This is a genomic window from Halorussus amylolyticus (assembly GCF_004143485.2).
GTDB classification, from domain to species: Archaea; Halobacteriota; Halobacteria; order Halobacteriales; family Haladaptataceae; genus Halorussus; species Halorussus amylolyticus.
Map to the genome: position 1 here is coordinate 179,931 of NZ_ML974131.1, position 18,563 is coordinate 198,493.

The 18,563-nt window shown below is 65.6% G+C and carries 23 protein-coding genes; 13 read left to right on the forward strand and 10 right to left on the reverse strand.

Going from position 1 to position 18,563, the window contains the following annotated elements:
* Nucleotides 1-41 precede the first annotated feature (41 nt).
* Nucleotides 42-491: a hypothetical protein gene (locus tag EKH81_RS04780; protein WP_132056730.1), complete on the forward strand. Its 450-nt coding sequence runs from the start codon at nt 42-44 to the stop codon at nt 489-491.
* A 29-nt stretch (nt 492-520) separates the two neighbouring features.
* Here EKH81_RS04780 and EKH81_RS04785 read toward each other — a convergent pair whose 3' ends face one another.
* From EKH81_RS04785 to EKH81_RS04805, 5 genes are read right to left on the reverse strand one after another with little or no spacing between them, the layout of a single operon-like run.
* Nucleotides 521-1,072 carry a GTP-dependent dephospho-CoA kinase family protein gene (locus EKH81_RS04785; RefSeq protein WP_132056732.1) on the reverse strand — a complete coding sequence of 184 codons (552 nt, stop codon included), beginning with the start codon at nt 1,070-1,072 and terminating at the stop codon, nt 521-523.
* Nucleotides 1,073-1,086: 14 nt separating this feature from the next.
* Nucleotides 1,087-1,284, reverse strand: coding sequence for a transcription elongation factor subunit Spt4 (gene spt4, locus EKH81_RS04790; RefSeq protein ID WP_132056734.1), 198 nt, complete (start codon nt 1,282-1,284; stop codon nt 1,087-1,089).
* 2 nt (nt 1,285-1,286) lie between these two features.
* The gene (locus tag EKH81_RS04795) at nt 1,287-1,859 is read right to left on the reverse strand and encodes a DNA-directed RNA polymerase (RefSeq protein WP_132056736.1); all 573 of its coding nucleotides are present in this window, start codon (nt 1,857-1,859) and stop codon (nt 1,287-1,289) included.
* A 1-nt stretch (nt 1,860) separates the two neighbouring features.
* Nucleotides 1,861-2,280 (reverse strand): PIN domain-containing protein, encoded by a 420-nt coding sequence (locus tag EKH81_RS04800; protein ID WP_132056738.1) that lies wholly within the window; start codon nt 2,278-2,280, stop codon nt 1,861-1,863.
* Nucleotides 2,281-2,284: 4 nt separating this feature from the next.
* Nucleotides 2,285-3,517, reverse strand: coding sequence for a translation initiation factor IF-2 subunit gamma (locus tag EKH81_RS04805; protein ID WP_132056740.1), 1,233 nt, complete (start codon nt 3,515-3,517; stop codon nt 2,285-2,287).
* 205 nt (nt 3,518-3,722) lie between these two features.
* Here EKH81_RS04805 and EKH81_RS04810 point away from each other — a divergent pair, with 205 nt between their 5' ends.
* The 7 genes from EKH81_RS04810 to EKH81_RS04840 all read left to right on the forward strand — a co-directional run bounded on the left by EKH81_RS04810 (nt 3,723) and on the right by EKH81_RS04840 (nt 8,526).
* Complete coding sequence (locus EKH81_RS04810) at nt 3,723-4,649, forward strand: winged helix-turn-helix domain-containing protein (protein WP_132056742.1); 927 nt, start codon at nt 3,723-3,725, stop codon at nt 4,647-4,649.
* 404 nt (nt 4,650-5,053) lie between these two features.
* A complete protein-coding gene (locus EKH81_RS04815; protein WP_132056743.1) occupies nt 5,054-5,338 on the forward strand; it encodes a hypothetical protein in 285 nt (94 codons plus the stop codon).
* 77 nt (nt 5,339-5,415) lie between these two features.
* Nucleotides 5,416-5,652, forward strand: coding sequence for a hypothetical protein (locus EKH81_RS04820; protein WP_132056744.1), 237 nt, complete (start codon nt 5,416-5,418; stop codon nt 5,650-5,652).
* Nucleotides 5,653-5,702: 50 nt separating this feature from the next.
* Entirely contained in the window at nt 5,703-6,665 is a 963-nt protein-coding gene (locus EKH81_RS04825) for a DUF5787 family protein (protein ID WP_132056745.1), read from the forward strand.
* 93 nt (nt 6,666-6,758) lie between these two features.
* Nucleotides 6,759-7,199, forward strand: coding sequence for a hypothetical protein (locus EKH81_RS04830; protein ID WP_132056746.1), 441 nt, complete (start codon nt 6,759-6,761; stop codon nt 7,197-7,199).
* 77 nt (nt 7,200-7,276) lie between these two features.
* The gene (locus EKH81_RS04835; protein ID WP_132056747.1) at nt 7,277-7,918 is read left to right on the forward strand and encodes a universal stress protein; all 642 of its coding nucleotides are present in this window, start codon (nt 7,277-7,279) and stop codon (nt 7,916-7,918) included.
* A complete protein-coding gene (locus EKH81_RS04840) occupies nt 7,915-8,526 on the forward strand; it encodes a molybdenum cofactor guanylyltransferase (RefSeq protein ID WP_132056748.1) in 612 nt (203 codons plus the stop codon). Before EKH81_RS04835 ends, EKH81_RS04840 begins: the two co-directional genes overlap by 4 nt.
* Nucleotides 8,527-8,545: 19 nt before the next feature.
* Here the strand turns inward: EKH81_RS04840 and yqeC are convergent, their stop codons facing one another.
* On the reverse strand, nt 8,546-9,271 hold the full coding sequence (gene yqeC, locus EKH81_RS04845; RefSeq protein WP_132056749.1) for a selenium cofactor biosynthesis protein YqeC: 726 nt from the start codon (nt 9,269-9,271) through the stop codon (nt 8,546-8,548).
* Nucleotides 9,268-9,735 carry a DUF6653 family protein gene (locus EKH81_RS04850; RefSeq protein WP_132056751.1) on the reverse strand — a complete coding sequence of 156 codons (468 nt, stop codon included), beginning with the start codon at nt 9,733-9,735 and terminating at the stop codon, nt 9,268-9,270. The genes yqeC and EKH81_RS04850 overlap by 4 nt, the downstream gene beginning before the upstream one ends.
* 151 nt (nt 9,736-9,886) lie before the next feature.
* On the opposite strand from EKH81_RS04850, the gene EKH81_RS04855 reads away from it, so the two are divergent.
* Together EKH81_RS04855 and EKH81_RS04860 are read left to right on the forward strand one after the other, a co-directional pair.
* Entirely contained in the window at nt 9,887-11,335 is a 1,449-nt protein-coding gene (locus EKH81_RS04855; protein WP_162224496.1) for an aryl-sulfate sulfotransferase, read from the forward strand.
* Nucleotides 11,332-11,673, forward strand: a complete 342-nt coding sequence (locus tag EKH81_RS04860) for a hypothetical protein (RefSeq protein WP_132056755.1) — start codon at nt 11,332-11,334, stop codon at nt 11,671-11,673. Before EKH81_RS04855 ends, EKH81_RS04860 begins: the two co-directional genes overlap by 4 nt.
* On the opposite strand, the gene EKH81_RS04865 is transcribed toward EKH81_RS04860, so the two are convergent.
* The gene (locus tag EKH81_RS04865) at nt 11,661-12,485 is read right to left on the reverse strand and encodes an MBL fold metallo-hydrolase (RefSeq protein WP_132056757.1); all 825 of its coding nucleotides are present in this window, start codon (nt 12,483-12,485) and stop codon (nt 11,661-11,663) included. The two genes, EKH81_RS04860 and EKH81_RS04865, sit on opposite strands and share 13 nt — an antisense overlap.
* A gap of 539 nt (nt 12,486-13,024) precedes the next feature.
* Between EKH81_RS04865 and EKH81_RS04870 the strand changes: the two genes are divergently transcribed.
* Together EKH81_RS04870 and EKH81_RS04875 are read left to right on the forward strand one after the other, a co-directional pair.
* Nucleotides 13,025-13,174: a hypothetical protein gene (locus tag EKH81_RS04870; protein WP_162224497.1), complete on the forward strand. Its 150-nt coding sequence runs from the start codon at nt 13,025-13,027 to the stop codon at nt 13,172-13,174.
* A gap of 59 nt (nt 13,175-13,233) precedes the next feature.
* A complete protein-coding gene (locus tag EKH81_RS04875) occupies nt 13,234-13,464 on the forward strand; it encodes a hypothetical protein (RefSeq protein ID WP_132056759.1) in 231 nt (76 codons plus the stop codon).
* 227 nt (nt 13,465-13,691) lie between these two features.
* On the opposite strand, the gene EKH81_RS04880 is transcribed toward EKH81_RS04875, so the two are convergent.
* Nucleotides 13,692-15,074: an ATP-binding protein gene (locus tag EKH81_RS04880; protein ID WP_132056761.1), complete on the reverse strand. Its 1,383-nt coding sequence runs from the start codon at nt 15,072-15,074 to the stop codon at nt 13,692-13,694.
* A 75-nt stretch (nt 15,075-15,149) separates the two neighbouring features.
* On the reverse strand, nt 15,150-16,922 hold the full coding sequence (locus tag EKH81_RS04885) for a flippase activity-associated protein Agl23 (protein ID WP_132056763.1): 1,773 nt from the start codon (nt 16,920-16,922) through the stop codon (nt 15,150-15,152).
* A 204-nt stretch (nt 16,923-17,126) separates the two neighbouring features.
* On the opposite strand from EKH81_RS04885, the gene EKH81_RS04890 reads away from it, so the two are divergent.
* A complete protein-coding gene (locus tag EKH81_RS04890) occupies nt 17,127-18,269 on the forward strand; it encodes a thiolase family protein (RefSeq protein ID WP_132056765.1) in 1,143 nt (380 codons plus the stop codon).
* Nucleotides 18,270-18,563 lie beyond the last annotated feature (294 nt).

Here is an 18,563-nt window from a genome sequence, read left to right on the forward strand (position 1 = left end):
GCAGTTTAGGTGGTAGTCTATATAGTCACTGCTGAGAACGCGTGCAGACCGTACCGCTCTCCGACGACGAAAACTACGCGATTCTTGCCGAGCAGTTTGGGGATGGCCTCTCTTCGTTGGGCGCGTCGGACCAGCAACGAGTCGTCAAGCGACTTCACACCGTCTTGGCCAGTAGCACCCCGCAGTACTATATCTACGAGACCGTCGAGGGGTGTGACGAACTGGAGATAATTCGAGAAGGGGACTCACTGCGCCTCTACTGTCGTCTCGTCATGGGCCTCCCACAGAACGACGCGCGGTACAACGTTCTTTTCGCGTTCTACGTCGATGACCACGGTTACGACCCTTCGAGGCTGTCACACTTCGACGACGCGGCAGAACGGTGGCTCGACGAGATAACGGATTTTGCGACCGTCCAAAACGTGGACGCGTATCTCGAAGAACACGACGCGAAGAAAGCGGAGTTCTTCGCGAAGCGACTCGACGAATAAGTCCGGGAACGTTCCTTCCGCGCGAACCCTCAACTCTCGTCTAGAATCTCGAACACCGCTTCCAAGTCTCCCTCCATCCGACCCAACAAATCGCGCATCTCGGCTTTCGCCTCCTCGGTCACTCGCGCGCGGACCATCCCCTCATCTGGCTGACCGTACACTACAGTCGCACCGAGCGGCGCGGCCGCGATTGCGGGGAGCGCCGCGAGGTCCTCCTCGCCATCGACCACGATGACGGTCGGGTCGGGGTCGGCGATGGCGTCCCGGAGCGCGACCAGCAGGTCGCGCGTCAGCGTCCCGGCCGGATTCTCGACGCGGACCTCGCGCGCGTTTTCGGTGACGCGCGCAACGCTCTCGGCCACCTCGTCGCGGACCGTCTCGCGCTTGGTCAGGCCGTCCACGAGCGCCACGTCGGGGGTGACGCCCGCCCGCACGAGGTGGGCGGTCACCACGTCGCCCACCGCGACGAGCGGCGGGTCGGCGTCCAAAAGCAGCCGCTCGGCGTCGGTGAAAATCGGCCCGAGCGGCTCCTTGAGTTCCCCGCGCATCTCGGCGGGGAGCGAGACGAGGATTTCGGCCATTCTAGTCGGTCTCGCTACCGGACTTTCAGCGCGTACCGGCCCGGCTTCGTGACCTCCATCTCGCGCGCGATTTCGCTCTCGTCGGGGTGGGCGACGATGACGTACCCGGCCCAGTCCTCGGTGAGACTGGTCGAGCCACAGATGGAACAGGTGTCCTCGTCGGGGTCCACGACGGCGTGGCACTCCCGACAGGCGAGGCGGTCACCGGCCATGATTACTCACTCTCTGTGGCCGCTTGGCGCTGCTCGCGGTCGTCTTTGAGCCAGCCGTGCTTGCCGAGTCCCACCTGTTTCGCGGTGAGACCGATTTTGCTCTCGCGGGGGTTGCGCTCGTCGATGCTCTTGGTAACGATGCGCGCGCGCACGGAGTCGCCGACTCCGAGGGTGCGGTTCGACTCGCGCGAGGCGAGCTGTTGGTTCTCCTCGTCGTAGGCGAGATACTCGTCGGAAATCTGAGAGACGTGGAGCAGGCCGTCCACCGGCCCGATGCCGACGAACGCGCCGAAGTTGACGACCTCCACGACTTCGCCGTCCACGACCTCCTGCATCTGGGGGTCGAAGGTGACGGCGTCGAACTCCGCCTCGTAGTACACGCCCGGCCGGTTCGGGAGGACCGCTCCGTCACCGATATCGTGTACCTTCACGACGCTGACGACGCTTCCGGCGTCCTCGTCCATCCGACCTTCGAGTTTGTCCTGCAGGAGCTTCTTGACCAACCGCGGCGTGACCTCCGCGAGGTGCTTGGGCGGCACCTCGACCGTATCTTTGAGTCTGACCCGTTTGTACATGCTAAGGTTTGCTAACTGCGAGTTTGTTCCGGCCCCTTATATGAATTACCGGTGTGCCCGCGTCGAGCACCCGCCGTTTGAGGGGGCCGTCGTTCGTGACGACGTAGTCGAACTCGGGCGCGAGTTCGACCAGCGCGTCGTCTGCGTACGATACTTCGTGTTCGACGGTGCGACAGCGGTCGGCCGCGAGGTCCGCGCCGACGCTCGCCGCGACGGCTTCCTGTCCAGCGCCGTCCGCGAGTTTCGCTAGCTCGTCGCGGACCGCGCGGGGGACGACGTACTCGATGCCGCGCGTCGGTTCGTCCGAGTCGCGAGGCGACTCGGACGAACCGAGCAGGCGTTCGACCTCCTCGAACAGTCGAACGTCGGATTCGACCGGCATCATGAGCGCGCTCGTGTCGAGGGCGACCGTCGTGACCATTCGACTACTCGCGCAGGGTGCCGATGCCGATGAGCCGCCACCGCGCACCGATGCGGCGGTTGATGGCTATCTTGGCTCCCTCGGGCGCGCAGACCGGGCGCTTGAGCGCGACTTCGCACTCGCCCGACCGGGCGCTCGTCACGGAGCCGACCGTGGTCGCGGTGCCGACGGTCAGCATCAGCGGCTCGCCCGTCGAAATCTCGTCGATATCCTGGTCGTCCACGCCCACGAGACGTTTGAGCAGGTCCACTTCCATCGTGAACTGTCGCCACGTCGGCGGGAGACTGCCGGGCGGTCCGGCGATTTGGCCCGCCAGCGCGTCGCCTTTCGTCAGGCTCGGGTCGAGTCCGGTCCCGACGCCGAGCAGACCGCCGGGCGTGACTTCATCGACCGTGTCGCCGCCCGCCTGAAGCGAGCGCACGTCGGTTTCGATGGGTTCCCAGCGAGTCTCGCCGCCCTCCTCGACCTCGTGGCCGGGGCGGAGTTCGAGGTCGTCGCCCGTCGTGAGCTTGCCCTCGACCAGACTGCCGCCGAGGACCCCGCCCATCAGGCCGTCCCACTCGGTGCCGGGGCGGTTGATGTCGAAGCTCCGCGCGACGTACATCCGCGCGTCGGCGTTCGGGTCGCGGTCGGGCGTCGGAATCTCGCGCTCGATGGCGTCGATGAGGAGGTCGATGTTGACCTCCTGCTGGGCCGAGATGGGGACGACCGGCGCATCCTCGGCGACGGTGCCCTCCACGAACTCCTGAATCTCGCGGTAGTTCGCTTCGGCCTGCTCGCGGTCGACCAAATCGACCTTGTTCTGGGCGATGACGATGTTGTCGATGCCGATGATGTCGAGCGCCATCAGATGTTCTTCGGTCTGAGCCTGTGGGACGGGTTCGCTGGCCGAAACGACCAGCACCGCGCCGTCCATCAGCGCCGCGCCCGAGAGCATCGTCGCCATCAGCGTCTCGTGGCCCGGCGCGTCCACGAACGACACCGTGCGAAGCGGTTCGCTTTCGGTTCCGTCCGGGCACGTCTCATCGACCGTGTAGCACTCCGGTTCGTCCATCTCGGGACAGCGCCGGAACGTGGCGTCTGCGTACCCGAGCCGGATGGAGATGCCACGCTTCATCTCCTCCGAATGTTGGTCGGTCCACTCGCCACTGAGCGCCTGTACGAGCGTCGTCTTGCCGTGGTCTACGTGGCCGACCAGTCCGATGTTCACCTCCGGTTGGGTATGATTTCCTGTCAACGTTGACCTCCTGAAGTAATTCTACTGGAAGATTCGCCCCGAACGACTGATAAACCTACTGTTCTGGTTCGGGTCGTCGCGCACAATCGAAGGACGTGTCGTGTTACCGAACCCCGAATTACGGCTCGTCGCTCGGAATCATAACACAACTTACAAAACTGCGATTAAGGCAACACTTTAGCCGAACGCTACCGCACGCCCCTGTATGAGCGAGACGAGCGGGCCGAACGCGAGCATACAGGAGTGCGACGACTGCGTGGCCCCGGCCGAGGCGTTCTCGGTCATCGCCAACGAGACGCGCCTGTCGATTCTGGAGGCGCTCTGGGCCGCGCCCGAGCGCCCGGTGACCTTCTCGGAACTTCGCCGGGAGGTCGGCATGCGCGACAGCGCGCAGTTCAACTACCACCTCAAACAGCTCACCGACCACTTCGTGGTCCAGACCGACGCGGGCTACGATTTCAGGCAAGCGGGCCAGAAGGTCGTCCGGGCGATACTGGCGGGGTCGTTCAACGAACATCCCGAGATGGACCCCTTCGAAGTCGTGGGCAGCTGTGCGGCCTGCGAGGGGGCGCTGTGGGCGCGCTACGAGGACGAGATGCTCGCCATCGACTGCGCGGAGTGCGGCAAGCCCCACGGGAAGTACCCCTTCCCGCCGGGCGGCCTGAACGACCGCACCGAGTGCGAAATCGCCGAGGCGTTCAATCAGCGCGTGCGCCACCTCCACTGCCTCGCCGCGGACGGCGTCTGCCCCGAGTGCAACGGCCGGATGACCACCACCGTCACTCACGACGACGAGGCGTACCTCGGTCTCGAAGTCCGGGTGGACCACGAGTGCGAGCAGTGTCACCACCAACTCTACTCGGCGGTGGGCCTGTCGCTGCTCGACCAGTCGGACGTGGTGACGTTCTACCGCGACCACGGTATCGACCTCTGCACCAAGCCGTACTGGTGCCTCGCGTGGTGTGTCAGCGACGAGCATACCACGGTCGTCTCGACCGACCCGTGGGAGATTCGAATCGAAATCGCGCTCGACGACGAGGTGCTTCGGGTGACGCTCGACGGGAATCTGGACGTGTTGGAGTTGGAACGCGAGAGTCGGTCGGCGGCCTCGGAAGGTGCGAAGGCGATTTGAAATCGGGTGTTGGGAGTTGATGGTCGTGTTTCGTGAATCGTCGCGGTGGTGTCGAACGGAGGAGTGAGTCGGTGGGGTGTGGAGAGTTGGAGTGAGTCGGTGGAGTCGCGGCAAAGCTAGCTACTTCCGGCACCTATGAGGACCGCACAGCACCGCGACCGCGGGCCACACCCTCCCCAACCGACTCCCTCACTCGCGCCTTCGGCGCTCGCTCGGTCGTCCCTCGCACGCATGGGCGCACCCACGAGGGGTGCGCCAGCGCGCGCCGTCTGCTAAATTCCTTTGTTTTGTGCCCATTTGAAATACAGATTACAGAAATCGAGTCCGGTAACGCCGACTACAAAAATGTATTCCAGATTATACTTTTGGTTGTGGCGGCCCTCCACCTAGATGAGGAGAGACCGATGAAACCGAACTACTCTCGAAGGGTCGCACCGCTCGTCCGAACGCCCCGCCGACGCGGCGGCGTCGGCGGTCGCGTCACCTCGACGCTCGCGCTCCCGATTACCGCGCTGGCGCTCGTGGTCTCGTCCCTGCTGACCGGCACGGCGTTCGCCACCGCGCTGGCCGTCGTACCGACCACGGTTCCGACCCTGCTCGTCGGATGGGCCGCGTCGATTGGCTTCGCGTTCGCGCTCCCGCTGGCGGTCGTCCGGGGCGTGGTCGCGGTGGTCGAACGAACCGAGTGAGATTTTTCGCCGACCTGTCGGTACGCGCCGAAAATAGTTACTGTCGTTCGCGCCCAAGTCGCCTGTGGTGGGACAGCATGTGCCACGAAAGGGTCGTTCGACTACGAACGTCCGGCAGAGCCGCCGAATCCGACCGCGAGGACGAAACTCCGACCGACCGCGAAACCGAGACCGAACGCGAGCGCCGCGGACCGACCGGACCGGTCGCGCTCGTCGGGGGTCGTCTCGCGCCGTTCGTCGCGTCGAAGCTCGCCGAGCGTGACGACGAGAGGGGCGAGAAGGACGAGCGTCGAGAGACGCCGATTTCGCGCTAAGGACTTCGCCGAACGACGACCTTTTTCTCGCCTCGCCACCGAGTAGGCGTGTGCGCGAATTTCCCTTCGAGTTGGCGCTGTGCGCGCACCTCGAAGCCACCGAAGATTGGGTCGTCGGCCGGCAAATCGGCGGCGGCGTCCGCGCGCCAGCCAACCGAATCCTCGACGTGGTCTGCGTCGAACCCGGCCCGGAGATGGACACGCGGGCCGAACTGACGCCCGAGACCGTCCCCGACGCCGCCGTCGAGAGCGACGTGGGCGTCGGGCGCGCCCGCGACCCCCGGACGGCGTTCGACTGCTCGCCCGAACACGCCCGCGCGGTCGCCGAGCGCGCGGTCGAAATCGGCTTCTTCGAGCGCGAAGTCGGCGGCGGCGTCCGACAGGTCGCGCGCTACCCAGACGACTGGTTCGGGCGTATCGTCGGCATCGAGAACAAGCCCGACCTCGATTCGCCTGGCGACCTGCTGACCCAACTCCGGAAGGACGTGAGCATCGCGCTCGCCGATGAGGTGATTCTCGCGACCGAGAGCTACGTCACCGGGGCGCACCTCAATCGAATCCCCGAGGCGGTCGGCGTCTGGCGGTTCGACCCCGAGACCGGCGACCGCGAGGTCGTTCGCGAGGCCGAACCCCTCGCCACCTCCGGGCCGGGCGTCGAACTCCTCGAAAAGCATCCGCTTCGGACCGATGTCGCACCGGTCTCGGCCGACGAGAAGGCCCGCCAGCGCAGGCGGATGGCCGAGCGCGCCTACGGAAAGGGGTGGCGGACCTACGACTTCCCGGCGTGTGGCGAGATTGAGAGCGCGGAACGCGAAGGGAGCGACGGACTCCCGTACTGCGCGTGGAAAGGGCGGGTCGTGAACCCCACCGAGTGCGGGCCGAACTGTCCCGGCCACGACCCCGCCGACCCGCCGGACGTGGACGTGGCGGACGCGCGCGACGGTCGGACGCCGTGGGTCGCGGAACCCGAAGGGAAGGCTCGGCGGCAGTCGGGGCTGGACCGGTTCGGGTAGAGGACGGGCTTGTTACAGTGGGACTTGCAGTTGGATACCTATAAATACCGCTAAAATTGATGAACTTGAGTCAATAAGCATACAAAAGCGATAATGTCAGATTCACCAGCAGACGACGAACCGCTCGTCACGAGACTCGAAGGCGACGAGGCGCGACGGATGCTCGAAGACCTCTCGACGGAACCGAAATACGACCAACTGAAGGACGAAGTACTCCGACGCGGCGAAGCGTTGCGCCCCGAGGACGTGATAGTCGTTCGCGTCGACGGCGAGCAGCACGGCGTCATCGCCGACGTTCCGCTCGCCGACACCGACGCCGACGAGGGACATCTCGCCATCGGGCAGAACGTGGAGACCGGCGAGATCACCCTCGCGGCTCTCGAATACGAGAACGAACGCGACGGGAAGACCGAAGAGACGACGCTCGAACTGACCAACAGTTCCTCATTCGAAGAAACGACGCGAGTGTTCGACCCGGATACCCTGAACGACATCGAGTTCGACGTTCCCGACGACTTCGAAAACGAATCGTAGGGGCGTCCGTCGGCGAACCCGAACGGCGGCCACGCACAGTGACGGGACTTTTGAGGGTCGCCGTCGAACCCTCACACATGTACGACCGCATCCTCGTGCCGACCGACGGGAGCGACCAGCCACCGGTCACGACCCACGCGCTCAACGTGGCCGAACTCTGCGACGCCACGGTTCACGCGCTCTACGTCGTGGACGAGAAGGCGCTGAACTACCAGCCCTCCGAGTCGGGCCGCGAGGAGACCCTGCGCGCTCGCCGCGAGGAGGGCGAGTCCGCGACCGAGAAAATCGCCGAGAAGGCGGCCGACCGCGGCGTGCAAGTCACCACCGCCATCGAGACGGGAACGCCCTCGGATGTCGTCGTCTCCTACGCCGAGGACAACGACATCGAGATGATAGTGATGGGGACCCACGGCCGCTCCGGCGTGGACCGGTACGTCCTCGGGAGCGTGACCGAGGAGGTGGTCCGCGCGAGCGAGGCCCCCGTCCTCACGGTGAACCTCTCGCGCCAGCGCCGGGCGGTCCGCGACGACGAGACCGCAGTCGAGCGCGCCCGGCAGGTCCTCGCCGACGAGGGCCACGAAGTCGCCGCGGTCCCCGAGGAGCCCTACCGCGAGAGCAACACGTGGATAGTTCGGGCGGTCACGGCCGACGACGAGACGTTCAACGTCCACATCGACGCCTCCTCCGGGGAGGCCCGAATCGCCCGAATCGGAACGTGACGACGCGCGCCGGGGTCGTCCTCGCGGGCGGTCGCTCGACCCGATTCGGCGGGCGCGACAAGGCGGTCGCCGACCTCGCTGGCGTCCCGATGATTCGCCGGGTCGCCGACCGACTCGCGCCCGTCGTGGACTCGCTCGTGGTCAACTGCCGGACCGACCAGCGCGAGGCCGTCGCCGACGCGATGGCGGGGTACGACCGCCCCGTCTCGTTCGCCATCGACCCCGACCCCGACGAGGGACCGATGGCGGGAATCCGAACCGGACTCCGGGCGACCACCGCGGCGTATGCCGCGGTGGTCGCCTGCGACATGCCGTTCGTGGACCCCGCGCTCGTCGCGCACCTGTTCGAGCGCGCGGACGGTCGGGACGCCGCGGTGCCCCGCCCCGACGAGTGGTTCGAGACGACGCACGCCGTCTATCGGGCGGACGCGATGGCCGACGCCTGCGAGGCCGCGCTCGACCGGGGCGACCGGAAGATAATCGCGCCGCTGTTCGAACTGGACTACGTCGCGGTCGGTCCGGACGAACTAGCCGATTTCGACGCCCGAAGCTTCGAGAACGTCAACACCCGCGAGGAACTGGCCGCGGCGGCCGACCGGCTCGAATAGCTCACAGAGTAGACCGCTGTCACTCCACGACCCCGACCACGGGGTCGTCGCCGACCATCCGCGTCAGGACGACTCGGGGAACGTCGGCGCGCGCGAGGACTTCCCCGGCGATTTCGCGAGCCACCGTTTCGAGCGCCGAATCGTCCACCATGTTGACGACCGGAATCGCAGTCGCACCCTCGGGAACGCCCTTCAGTCCGGCCTCGTCGCTGGCGAGGACGTGCGCCGCGTCTTCGGCCCGGATTCGGTCGCCCGCCTCGCGACCCGTGACCGCGGCCACGCGCTCGGGCCGATGGACGTGCTCGGCCGAGAGCGGCTTGCCGACCACCTTCGCGCTCGCGATTGGAATCACGGTGTCGGCGACGGCCGGAATCTGGGGTTCGCGGTCGTCGGGCGCTTTCAGCCACCGGGTTCGCGCGCCGTCGGCTTTCACGAGGACCGGCCCGTCGTGGGCCGCCGCGATGTCCGCGACGATTTCGGGGTCGTACCCCCGGTAGCGGTCCTCGCGCTCGCGTTCGGGCACGAGACCGAGGGGCCAATTTTCGGCGTCGGTGAGCATTGAGCGCAGGTCGTCGCCGACCCGGACCTCGGCGACCTCCGGGTCGAAAATCGGGATGCGGACCGTTGCGGTCACGACCGCCCGGTCGAGTCGGGCGGCGAGCGCGTAGAGCGTCGATTTCTTGCCGCCCGCGCCGACGACCGCGAGGACGCCCGAGTCGGCGTCGAGCGCCTCGGGGAGAGTCACGCCGCCTCCCGGTCGTCGCACTCGGTTGTCTCCCGGTCGTAGAGCTTCGCCATCTCGTTCACGAACGCCAGTTTCAGCCCCATCGTGACCGCGGTGGCGAGCGCGGTCGCGCGAGGCTTCCGGCGGACGGCCGCCCGAAGTGCGAGGAAGAACACGGGGACGTTCACGACGTTCAGGAGGTTCGCCCGGCCCGCGTCGGCCCCGCCGAGCCAGAGCCGTTCGCCCCGGACGCCCTTGGTCATCCAGCCCTCGTCTCCGGGTGGGGCGGGGTCGCGCTCGGGGAACAGAATCGGATTCACGAGGACGAAGCCGACCACCGCCGCGAACAGCCGCCACTTCCGGACGTAGATGGCGTACAGCAGGAGCGGACCCGTCAGCACGCGCGACCATCCGCTCGCGGGGTTCGCGTGGCGGTTCCAGAAGAACTCCGAATCGGCGAATCGTCGCTTGAGCCTCGAAATCATGCGTCCAGATACGCGGGAGGGGCACAAAGCGTTCACGAGTGCTGAGTCGAGAGATTTGATTCACCCGAAACGCTCGGTTCGGCGGGCGCTCGACGCGAGCGCCCGCCGAACAACTAAACATTCAAAAGCGATACCGCCGATAGGGAACTCAATGCGAACGTCGTCCAGACGGTGGGCCGCCGCCGTCACGGCGCTGTTGTGTTGTCTCTCGATGGTCGGTCCCTCCGCGGCCGTCGGCGGTGGAGCGGCCGCCGGAGCGACTGGAGTCGCTCCGGCGGGCCAGAGCGCGCCCGACAATCCCTGCGTCGGGACCGTCGAAGAGGCCGCCGAGGGAACCACGGTCATCAGCGTGCAGGGGATGCGCTTCGGCGAGGGCGGCGGCAAGCGCGCGGCGAAGTTGGTCGGTGTCGGGCCGACCGGCGAAATCGAGTGGGTCCACCAGAGCGCCGAGGCCCACGACGTGGTCTGGGGCTACGACGTGGACCCGATGGCGAACGGCAACGTCTTCGTGACCGCGACGGTGCGGGGCCACGAGACCATCGTCTACGAGTTCGACCCCGAGACCCAAGAGACCGTCTGGACCGAGCGATTCGACCTCGCCGACACCCACGACGCTGACCTCATCAACGGCGGCGAGGAGATTCTGCTCGCCAACATGCGGAACTACGACGCCGAATCCGGCGAGAACGAGGACCGAATCTTCGTCTACAACCGCACCACCGAGGAAATCGAGTGGGAGTGGCACTTCGACGACCACTACGACCGCGCGGAGATGAGCGCGAACTACACCGACGACTGGAGCCACGTCAACGACGTGGACAAGGTCGCCGACGGCGAGTACATCGTCTCGCCCCGGAACTTCGACCAGGTCATCGTCGTGAATCGCTCGACCGACGAAATCGACATGAAACTCGGCGAGGACGGCGACCACGACACGCTCGACAAACAGCACAACCCCGACTACCTCGAAAGCGAGAACGGGACGCCCACCGTCATTGTGGCCGACAGCGAGAACGACCGCCTCGTGGAGTACACCCGCGAAGGCGAGCGAGACTGGAACCGAACGTGGACGCTCGAAGGTGACTTCCACTGGCCGCGCGACGCCGACCGCCTCGCGGACGGCGACACCCTCGTCACCGACTCCGGTCACAGTCGCGTGGTCGAGGTGAACCCCGAGGGCGAAGTCGTCTGGGAGTTCCACGCGCCGTGGCTCGTCTACGACGCCGCGCGCCTGAGCCAGACGAACGAGAGCGGCGGCCCGACCGCCGCCGACCTGAACGCGACCGGCACCCACGAAATCGAAGGTGGTTCGGGCCTCCACGAGAACAATACCGACCTCGAACCCTGCGACCGACGACTCGAAAACGTGACCGGGTGGGCCGCCGGACAGGGACCGACCGAGACGGACGGCGACGATTCGACGTCCGAGGGCGCGCTGGCCGACGACTCCGCGGAAAGCGATGGAAATCACGCCGGGGACGGTTCCGGCGACGCCGAGGGGGGCGCGTCGAGCGAGACTCCCGGATTCGGTCCGGCCGCGGCGCTCGCGGGTCTCCTGCTCGCGCTCGGGGCCGTCGCCAGACGGAGTGACCGACGGTGAACTTCGGCGGCCTGCGTCTCGGCATCGGTCTCGGCACCGGTCTCACGTTCGGTTCGACAGTCGCGCTCGGCACGCCCACGCTCGGGGCGGTGGTGGCGCTCGCGGTCGTCGCGGCGAGCGTGCTCAAGTTCGCTCCGATGAACCGGGTCCGGGCCGCCGGAATCGGCACGGCGACCGTCGCCGTTGCGGGTGCGGCCGTCCCGGTGGTGGCGTTCGAGTCCGAGTGGACCGCCGACCTCGCGAGCGGGACGGCCTACGCGCTCGCGGTGTTCGGCGCGCTCGTCGTGCTCTGGGTCGGAATCGAGGCGCTCGACGCCGCGACGGCTCAGAGCCGATAGCGCTCGCCGTCGATTGCGAGCGGTTCCTCGAACGCTTCCTCGACCGGGTAGTAGTGCGCGAGGTGGACGAGTCGCGTCTGTGCGGCGTCGAGTTCGTCGGCGAGCGCGAGCGCCCCCTCGCGGGTCATGTGCTTCGTGCCGAACGTCCGCGGAACCCCGTCCGGACCGGGGTGGTCGCCGCCCACGGGGTGGTGTTCACAGAGGCTCGCCGGGACGATGGCGTCGGCCAAGAGGAGGTCGGCGTCGGCGAGCGCCTCGCGCGAGGCGTCGGCGATGTCGTAGCTCGTGTCGCCGGTCAGCGAGAGTTTCGCGCCCGTCTCGGAATCCTCGACGACGACGCCGTAGCAGACCAGCGGCGGGTGTTCGACGGGAACGAGCGTGACGTCGAAGCCACAGGCCTCGAACGTCTCGTGGGGCGCGTGGTCGTGAACCGTGACCCGGTCGAGGTAGTCGTACTTCGAGCGAATCGTGTCGGCCACGCTCTCGCCGGTCAGCGGGTCGGTCTCTCCCGCGGCGTGGACCGGCAGGTCCTCGAACAGTCGGTAGGCGTTGCCGAGACCGTCGAGGTGGTCGAAGTGAATGTGGGTGATGATGGCTTCGTCGGGCAGGCACACGTCGCGGTGGAGGAACTGGTGACGGAAGTCGGGGCTGGCGTCGATGAGGAGCGACTCGTCGGTGCGCTCGTTGCGGACGTGGACCGAGAATCGGGAGCGTTCGACGCCGCGCTCTTTGGCGGCTTCGCAGGTGTCGCAGTCGCACCCCGGCGTCGGGGTCCCGGTCGTGTCGCCGGTTCCGAGTAGCGTGACCTCCATCTGGTTCGGGGTATGCGTGTGGGGTACAAAGCTTTCGGGGAGTTCGAGGGGCTTGCGTGGAGTCGTCCACGCTCTTTCGACGGTAGTGATGCAGTCTCTGAGATGATTCGTTTTCCGGACACAACGGAGACGCTAGCTACCGCCGATACCTAGAAGACCGCCCCGCACCGGCCACACCCTCCCCAACCGATTCGCTCCACTCCCTCCGGTCGTTCCGCTCATCCACCGGAAGACAAACCGCGTCTTCCGAGCCATCGGTCGCACCGTCGGACCACGGTCCGACGAGCCTGCACTCGCTTCGCTCGCGCAGACTCCGCTCCCGATGACCTCGCGCGACTTGGCGCAGGCCAAACAGCGGCCTGCGCCAGCGCGCGCCGGGTTCCAAAGTCCGCCTCGAACGGAATTCGCAACGAAAAGTACCTCCTTCAGTGGTCGTGGCTGTGCCCGCCAGTACCCCGGATTCATGACTGGCCACTTCTGTGTCGGCCACGCGCGGAGAGTCCCACAGTTTTATATCTACAAGTATCGTACGATTCTACATGTCTGCGGATAAGGAAGCTACAGCAGACTCCGCTTCCGACGACGATGAGATCTCCCGCCGAGACGAACTCTACGAGGCAGTCGTAGAGTTCGAAGAGGGAGATACACCAACTGAGGATGACGTTCGTTCGGCGTTCCTTTCGCAGTAATTTCTCGGTCAGGCTGTAGGGACATCTTTAAGCACACAATCTGACAGTTTCTAACTACTGTGCGCGAGTTTCCGTTGGACGGCGATACTGTCGTTGTCGAGTTCACCAGCAATGCGCTCGAAGATGTTTCGTCCGACATTCCGCGCGAAAAACGAGAGAAGATTCTCGACAAACTCGTCGAGGTCGCAAAAAGTCCGAAGCCTGAACGGTATCTCGACTACTTCGATGGGTGTCGGAAGCTCGGAAAATATACATTGACGGTGAAATACGCACTATCTGTTGTATCGTGACTCGTCTGCCCGGTTACAACGTTCTACCGGTGTTCGCAATCACTGAACACGATTATCGGCAGTTAGGGAAACACGACCGGCGAGCAGTCGAGGCGGTCGAGCGGCTATCTGACCTTCAAACAAAAGCCGAAGTAGAACAGTATCTCGAAAACCGACCAAACACCTTCGATGTTACCGACCTACAACATCTCCGTGACGACCTACTCGAAAAGTGACCGACGACAAACTCAGTGGTCGTGAGAGTGCCCGCCGTCCGCACTCGCATCCCCACTGCCAGAGATGTCGCCGCCCGCGACGAGCGCGTCGTGGTCGCCCTCTATCATGTCCATGTCCTTCAGGTGGTCGCGCTCCTCGAAGTCCTTGATGGCGTCCACGAAGTCCTCCTGAGTAAGTTCGGTTCGCTCCTCGGTCAACGCGTCGAGGACCGCCTCCCGGAGGACCATCCGGAGGTCGCTCCCGGTCAGGCCTTCCGTCTCCTTGGCGAGCGCCATCGGGTCGAACTCCGAAATCTTCATCGGACGGGTGATGAGTTTGAGGATGTCAGAGCGCATCCCCTCGTCGGGCTTCGGGAAGTTGACGATTTCGTCGAAGCGCCGCCACGCCGCGGCGTCGAGTTGGTCGGGGTGGTTCGTAGCACCGATGAGGAGCACGTCGTCCTGAATCAGGCTGATGTTGTCGATGGACTTGAGCAGGGTGTTGACCGCGCGCTTGATGGCGGCGTGTTCGTCGCTCGCGCGGGTCTTGGCCACGAAGTCGAACTCGTCCATGAACAGGATGCAGGGCGAGAGTCGCTTCGCCACCTCGAACACCTTCTCGACGTTCTTCGCGGTCTCGCCGAGATACTGGCTCGTAATCATCGAGAGCTTGACCTCCACGAACGGGAGGTCGAGGTCGTACGCGAGCGCCCGCGCGGTCGAGGTCTTCCCGGTCCCCGGCGGCCCGACGAACAGGAGCTTCCCGATTTCCCGGAGACCGATGTGCGCGAGGTACTCGCGGTGCTCGATGGCCTTCACGATTTTCTGAATCTCGGCCTCCTGGTCGGCGGTCAGCACGAGGTCGTCGAGGGTAGTCTCTATCTCCTCGGGTGCGCGGATGTCCACGAGGTCGAGCATCTCCTCTTCTTCCTCGTCGGCGAAGTACTCCGAGAGGAGTCCGTCTATCCACGCCCGGTCGGCCTGGACCGGACGGTTGGCGTCGCGGGCCGCCTCGTGGTCCGCGCCGTCCACCTCGCCCTCGAAGGCGTAGGCCAGCACGGGGTTGTGAAGCACGCGTTCCTCGGCCCGGCCGAGGAACCACTCCTCGGCCATGTCGGGCTGGGTCAGTTCGAGCGACCCCGAGAACTCGTCGCGGTCGGTGAACATCAACTCCGAGATGGCGCTCCACGGATTCTCGACGCCGGTCGCTCGGCGGGTCGTTTCGATGGTCGGTCGAATCGGGCGCTCGATGCCGACCGGCGAGTCGTCGCCGGGTCGGTCGCCGTCGGTCGAACCATCGGGCCAGAACACCTGTCTGTAGCGTGGGGGAAGGTCGTTTTCGTCCAACGCTCGGTTGTCGTTGTACAGTCTCGCGGTGAGCAGGAACTCGACGACTTCCAGAGCCGCATCGCTCATTCCCGGGAGTTTTGTCGCCAAAGGTGCTTAAGCGCGTCGAAGCCCGTGGTGACAGACCGAAGAGATGACCGAACCTCACTCCCGCGAGGCGTCCTCGTCGATGTAGATGGCGACCGTGCTGACGGTACACCCGCTGTCGTGGAGGTACCTGTTCGCCTCGTGGCGCTCGTAGCCGTCCATCGCGGCGTCGATGTCGTCGGCGTTGTCGTAGCTTTCCGAACACGTGCTCGCGTTGGTGAGCGCGATAACGATTGGCGGCTTGTCGTCCATTCCTTCGATGAGGTCGGCGCGGTCGGTGCTATCGTGTTCGGCGTCGTAGGCCTCGAAGTACCACGCGAACGGAAGCCGTTCGAACCATCCGGACCCACTGGGCGCGGGCGGCACGTCGTGAGACGATTCGTCGGCCGAATAGAACTCCTCGCCGTAGTACATCACGTCGATGCCGTCGTTCGCTTGGCTCACGTCGCGCATCTCGTGGAGCACCGGCTTCATGTCGCTCGACGACTGGGCGTACTGGACGAGGTCGTTGTCCGAACTCTGGTACTCGACGTACGACGCGGTGACCGCGGTCGCGCCGACCTGCGCGGTGACGAGGAGCAGGACCAGCGCCGCGGCGCTCGCGGAGATGGCGTCGCCGTCGGCCACGCTGTCGAGTCCGAGGCGGACGATGAGCGCGAGTCCGACTGCGGCCGGGACCACGAGCGGGACCACGGCGTGGATGACCTCCCACGGGAAGGTGTTTTCGACGATGACTGGGTAGCCGAGGATGCTGGAAAAGCCCCAGTAGGCGGTGAACGCCACCACGTCGCGCGGGCGCTCGCCGGAGTAGCGGTCCACGACGAAGCCGAGGATTGCGAACGCCAGCACGACGAGTGCGCCCTCGGTGTAGGCGGGGAGGAGTTCCTCGAATACGGTGAGATACGACTCGGTGCTCCCCTCTCCCCAGACGCCCATGAACTCGTTCCACGACCCGACGGTCGCCTCCTCGACCATCGCGGGGAGGAGGACCGGGTTTCCGAGCGCCTCGTAGAGACCGGGGGCGTCGTTGTCCGAGAGCAGGTGGGTGTTTCGCGGTGCGTAGAAGAACACCACGATGGCGAAGAACTCCACGACCGCGAGAACGAGGTGGAGCCACCAGTTCCGAAGCCCACGGAGGGCGTCACGGACTTGGTCCCAGACGGTCGCGAGCAGGCCGCGCTCGCCAGCGCGCTCGGCGAACAGTCGGTGGTCCCAGAGCAAGACGAACGCGCCCGCCCAACAGACCGGATACACCAGCGCGTTCTCCTTGGTCGTGAACGCCAGCGCGAAGATGGCGGTCCCGGCGTAGAGATACCGGGGCTTCCGGGTGTCGTAGGTCCGGACGTAGAACCCGAACGCCGCGAGCATGAACCCCGCGAGCAGCACGTCGTTGCGGTAGAACCGCGAGTAGTAGAGCAGGATGGGGTTCGCCGCGAGCAGGAGCGCGAGCGCAATCGTCTCCGAGTCTCGGAGGTGCTTGCGGAACAGGAGCGCGACGAGCGGAAGCAAGCCGCCGATGAGCGCGACCACGAGGCGCATCGAGAAGTCCGACGGCCCGATAATTCCGAACAGGTGGCCGTCCACGATGGTCAGGAAGGGGCCGTGGACGCGAGCGCGGTACTGGTACGCGCCGTTCTCCATGTACCGGAGCGCCCAGTAGGCGACCCGGGCCTCGTCCTGATGGGCGATTCTGGTTCCGAGGTCCACGAGGCGGGCCACCAGCGCGAGGACGGTGACGCCGACGACTGCCAGTTGGGTTCGCGAGGCGTAGCCGGTCAGCGTCTCGCGGGCGGTCGCGGTCGAGGGTCGGGATTCAGTTTCGGATGCCATGTGTCAGCGAGCGACGTGAGGGAGTCAGTCGGCGCACAGCGCGGGCGGAGGGACTCATTATACACGCTATTGCCGTCGGTCCGAACAAATAGTTTCTGGACCGACGCGTCTCGGTAGGAACGACGACCGTTCGGCGCGGAAACTCGAAACGACAGGGGCGGAGTTCTACGGTCCTTTATGAGTATCGAGACCTGAACTACGTGCATGGGAGACGACACCACTCCAGTCATCGCCAAGGCGGTCCGAACGCCGCAGGGCAAAGAAGACGGCGTGTACGCCGACGTGCGGAGCGAAGACCTCTCGGTCCCGCTCGTGAACACCATCCTCGACGAGACGGGACTGACGGGCGACGAGATAGACGACCTGATGTGGGGCGTGGCACAGCAGCGCGACGAGCAGGACAACAACGTCGCGCGGGTCATCGCGCTCCTCTCGGACCTCGGCGAGGGCGTCCCGGCCGCGACCATCAATCGGTGGTGCGCCTCGTCGATGCAAGCCATCATCAGCGCGAGCGACGCCATCCGGGCGGGCCAGCGCCAGGCCATCATCGCGGGCGGCGTCGAGAACATGAGCCGAATTCCGATGAGTCAGGGCTACAGCAGCGTTCACCCCCGACTCGCCGAACTCTACAACGTCGGCGAACTCCAGATGGGGATGACCGCCGAGAAGGTCGCCGAGGAGTACGGCATCACCCGCGAGACCCAAGACGAGTACGCGCTCGAGAGCCAGCGCCGGGCGGCCGAAGCCACTGACTCGGGGCGATTCGACGACGAACTCGTCCCCATCGAAACCGACGACGGACTCGTCGAAGAAGACGAGGGCATCCGCCGCGACACCAGCATGGAAGCCCTCTCGGGACTCCCGACCGTGTTCAAAGGCGACGGCACCGTCACACCCGGAAACGCCTCCCAAATTTCGGACGGCGCGGCCGCCACGCTCGTCACGAGCGAGGCGTTCGCCGAGGACCACGACCTCGAAATCCTCGCCTACGTGGGCGACAACAACGTCACCGGCGTGGACCCGACCGTGATGGGAATCGGCCCGGTCCCCGCGACTCGCGGCCTGCTCGAACGCACGGGCGAGTCCATCGACGAGTTCGACCTCGTGGAACTCAACGAGGCGTTCGCCAGCCAGTGCGTCTACTCCCGGGACGAACTCGGCGTGGACCCCGAGCAGTTCAACGTCAACGGCGGCGCAATCGCCATCGGCCACCCGCTCGGGGCCTCGGGTGCGCGCTTGCCCGTGACACTCATCCACGAGATGGAAAAGCGCGACGCCGAGAAGGGGCTGGCGACGCTCTGCGTCGGCTTCGGACAGGGTGCGGCGATTACGTTCGAGCGGAAGTAGCGCCGTAGGACGAGTCCAGCGTGGTTCTCCAAACCGTTTCGCCGGGCGACAGGAGCGCGACCGCAGACGCGACGGTCGAAGGCGAGGGACAGACGACCGAAGAGTAGCTCTCCGTCATACGCTACTTTTCGAAATCGAGGCGCTCTTTGGCTTCCTCCAGACTCACCGTTCGCCCTCGTTCTACGTCTTCGACGCCTTCGTCAAGTCGGCGGATTGCTTTTGCAGTCAGTAGAAAATTCGTAGAATCGTTCATTTCTATCTTGCTATCACTACATTGGAGGGCTGAAAAAGTGT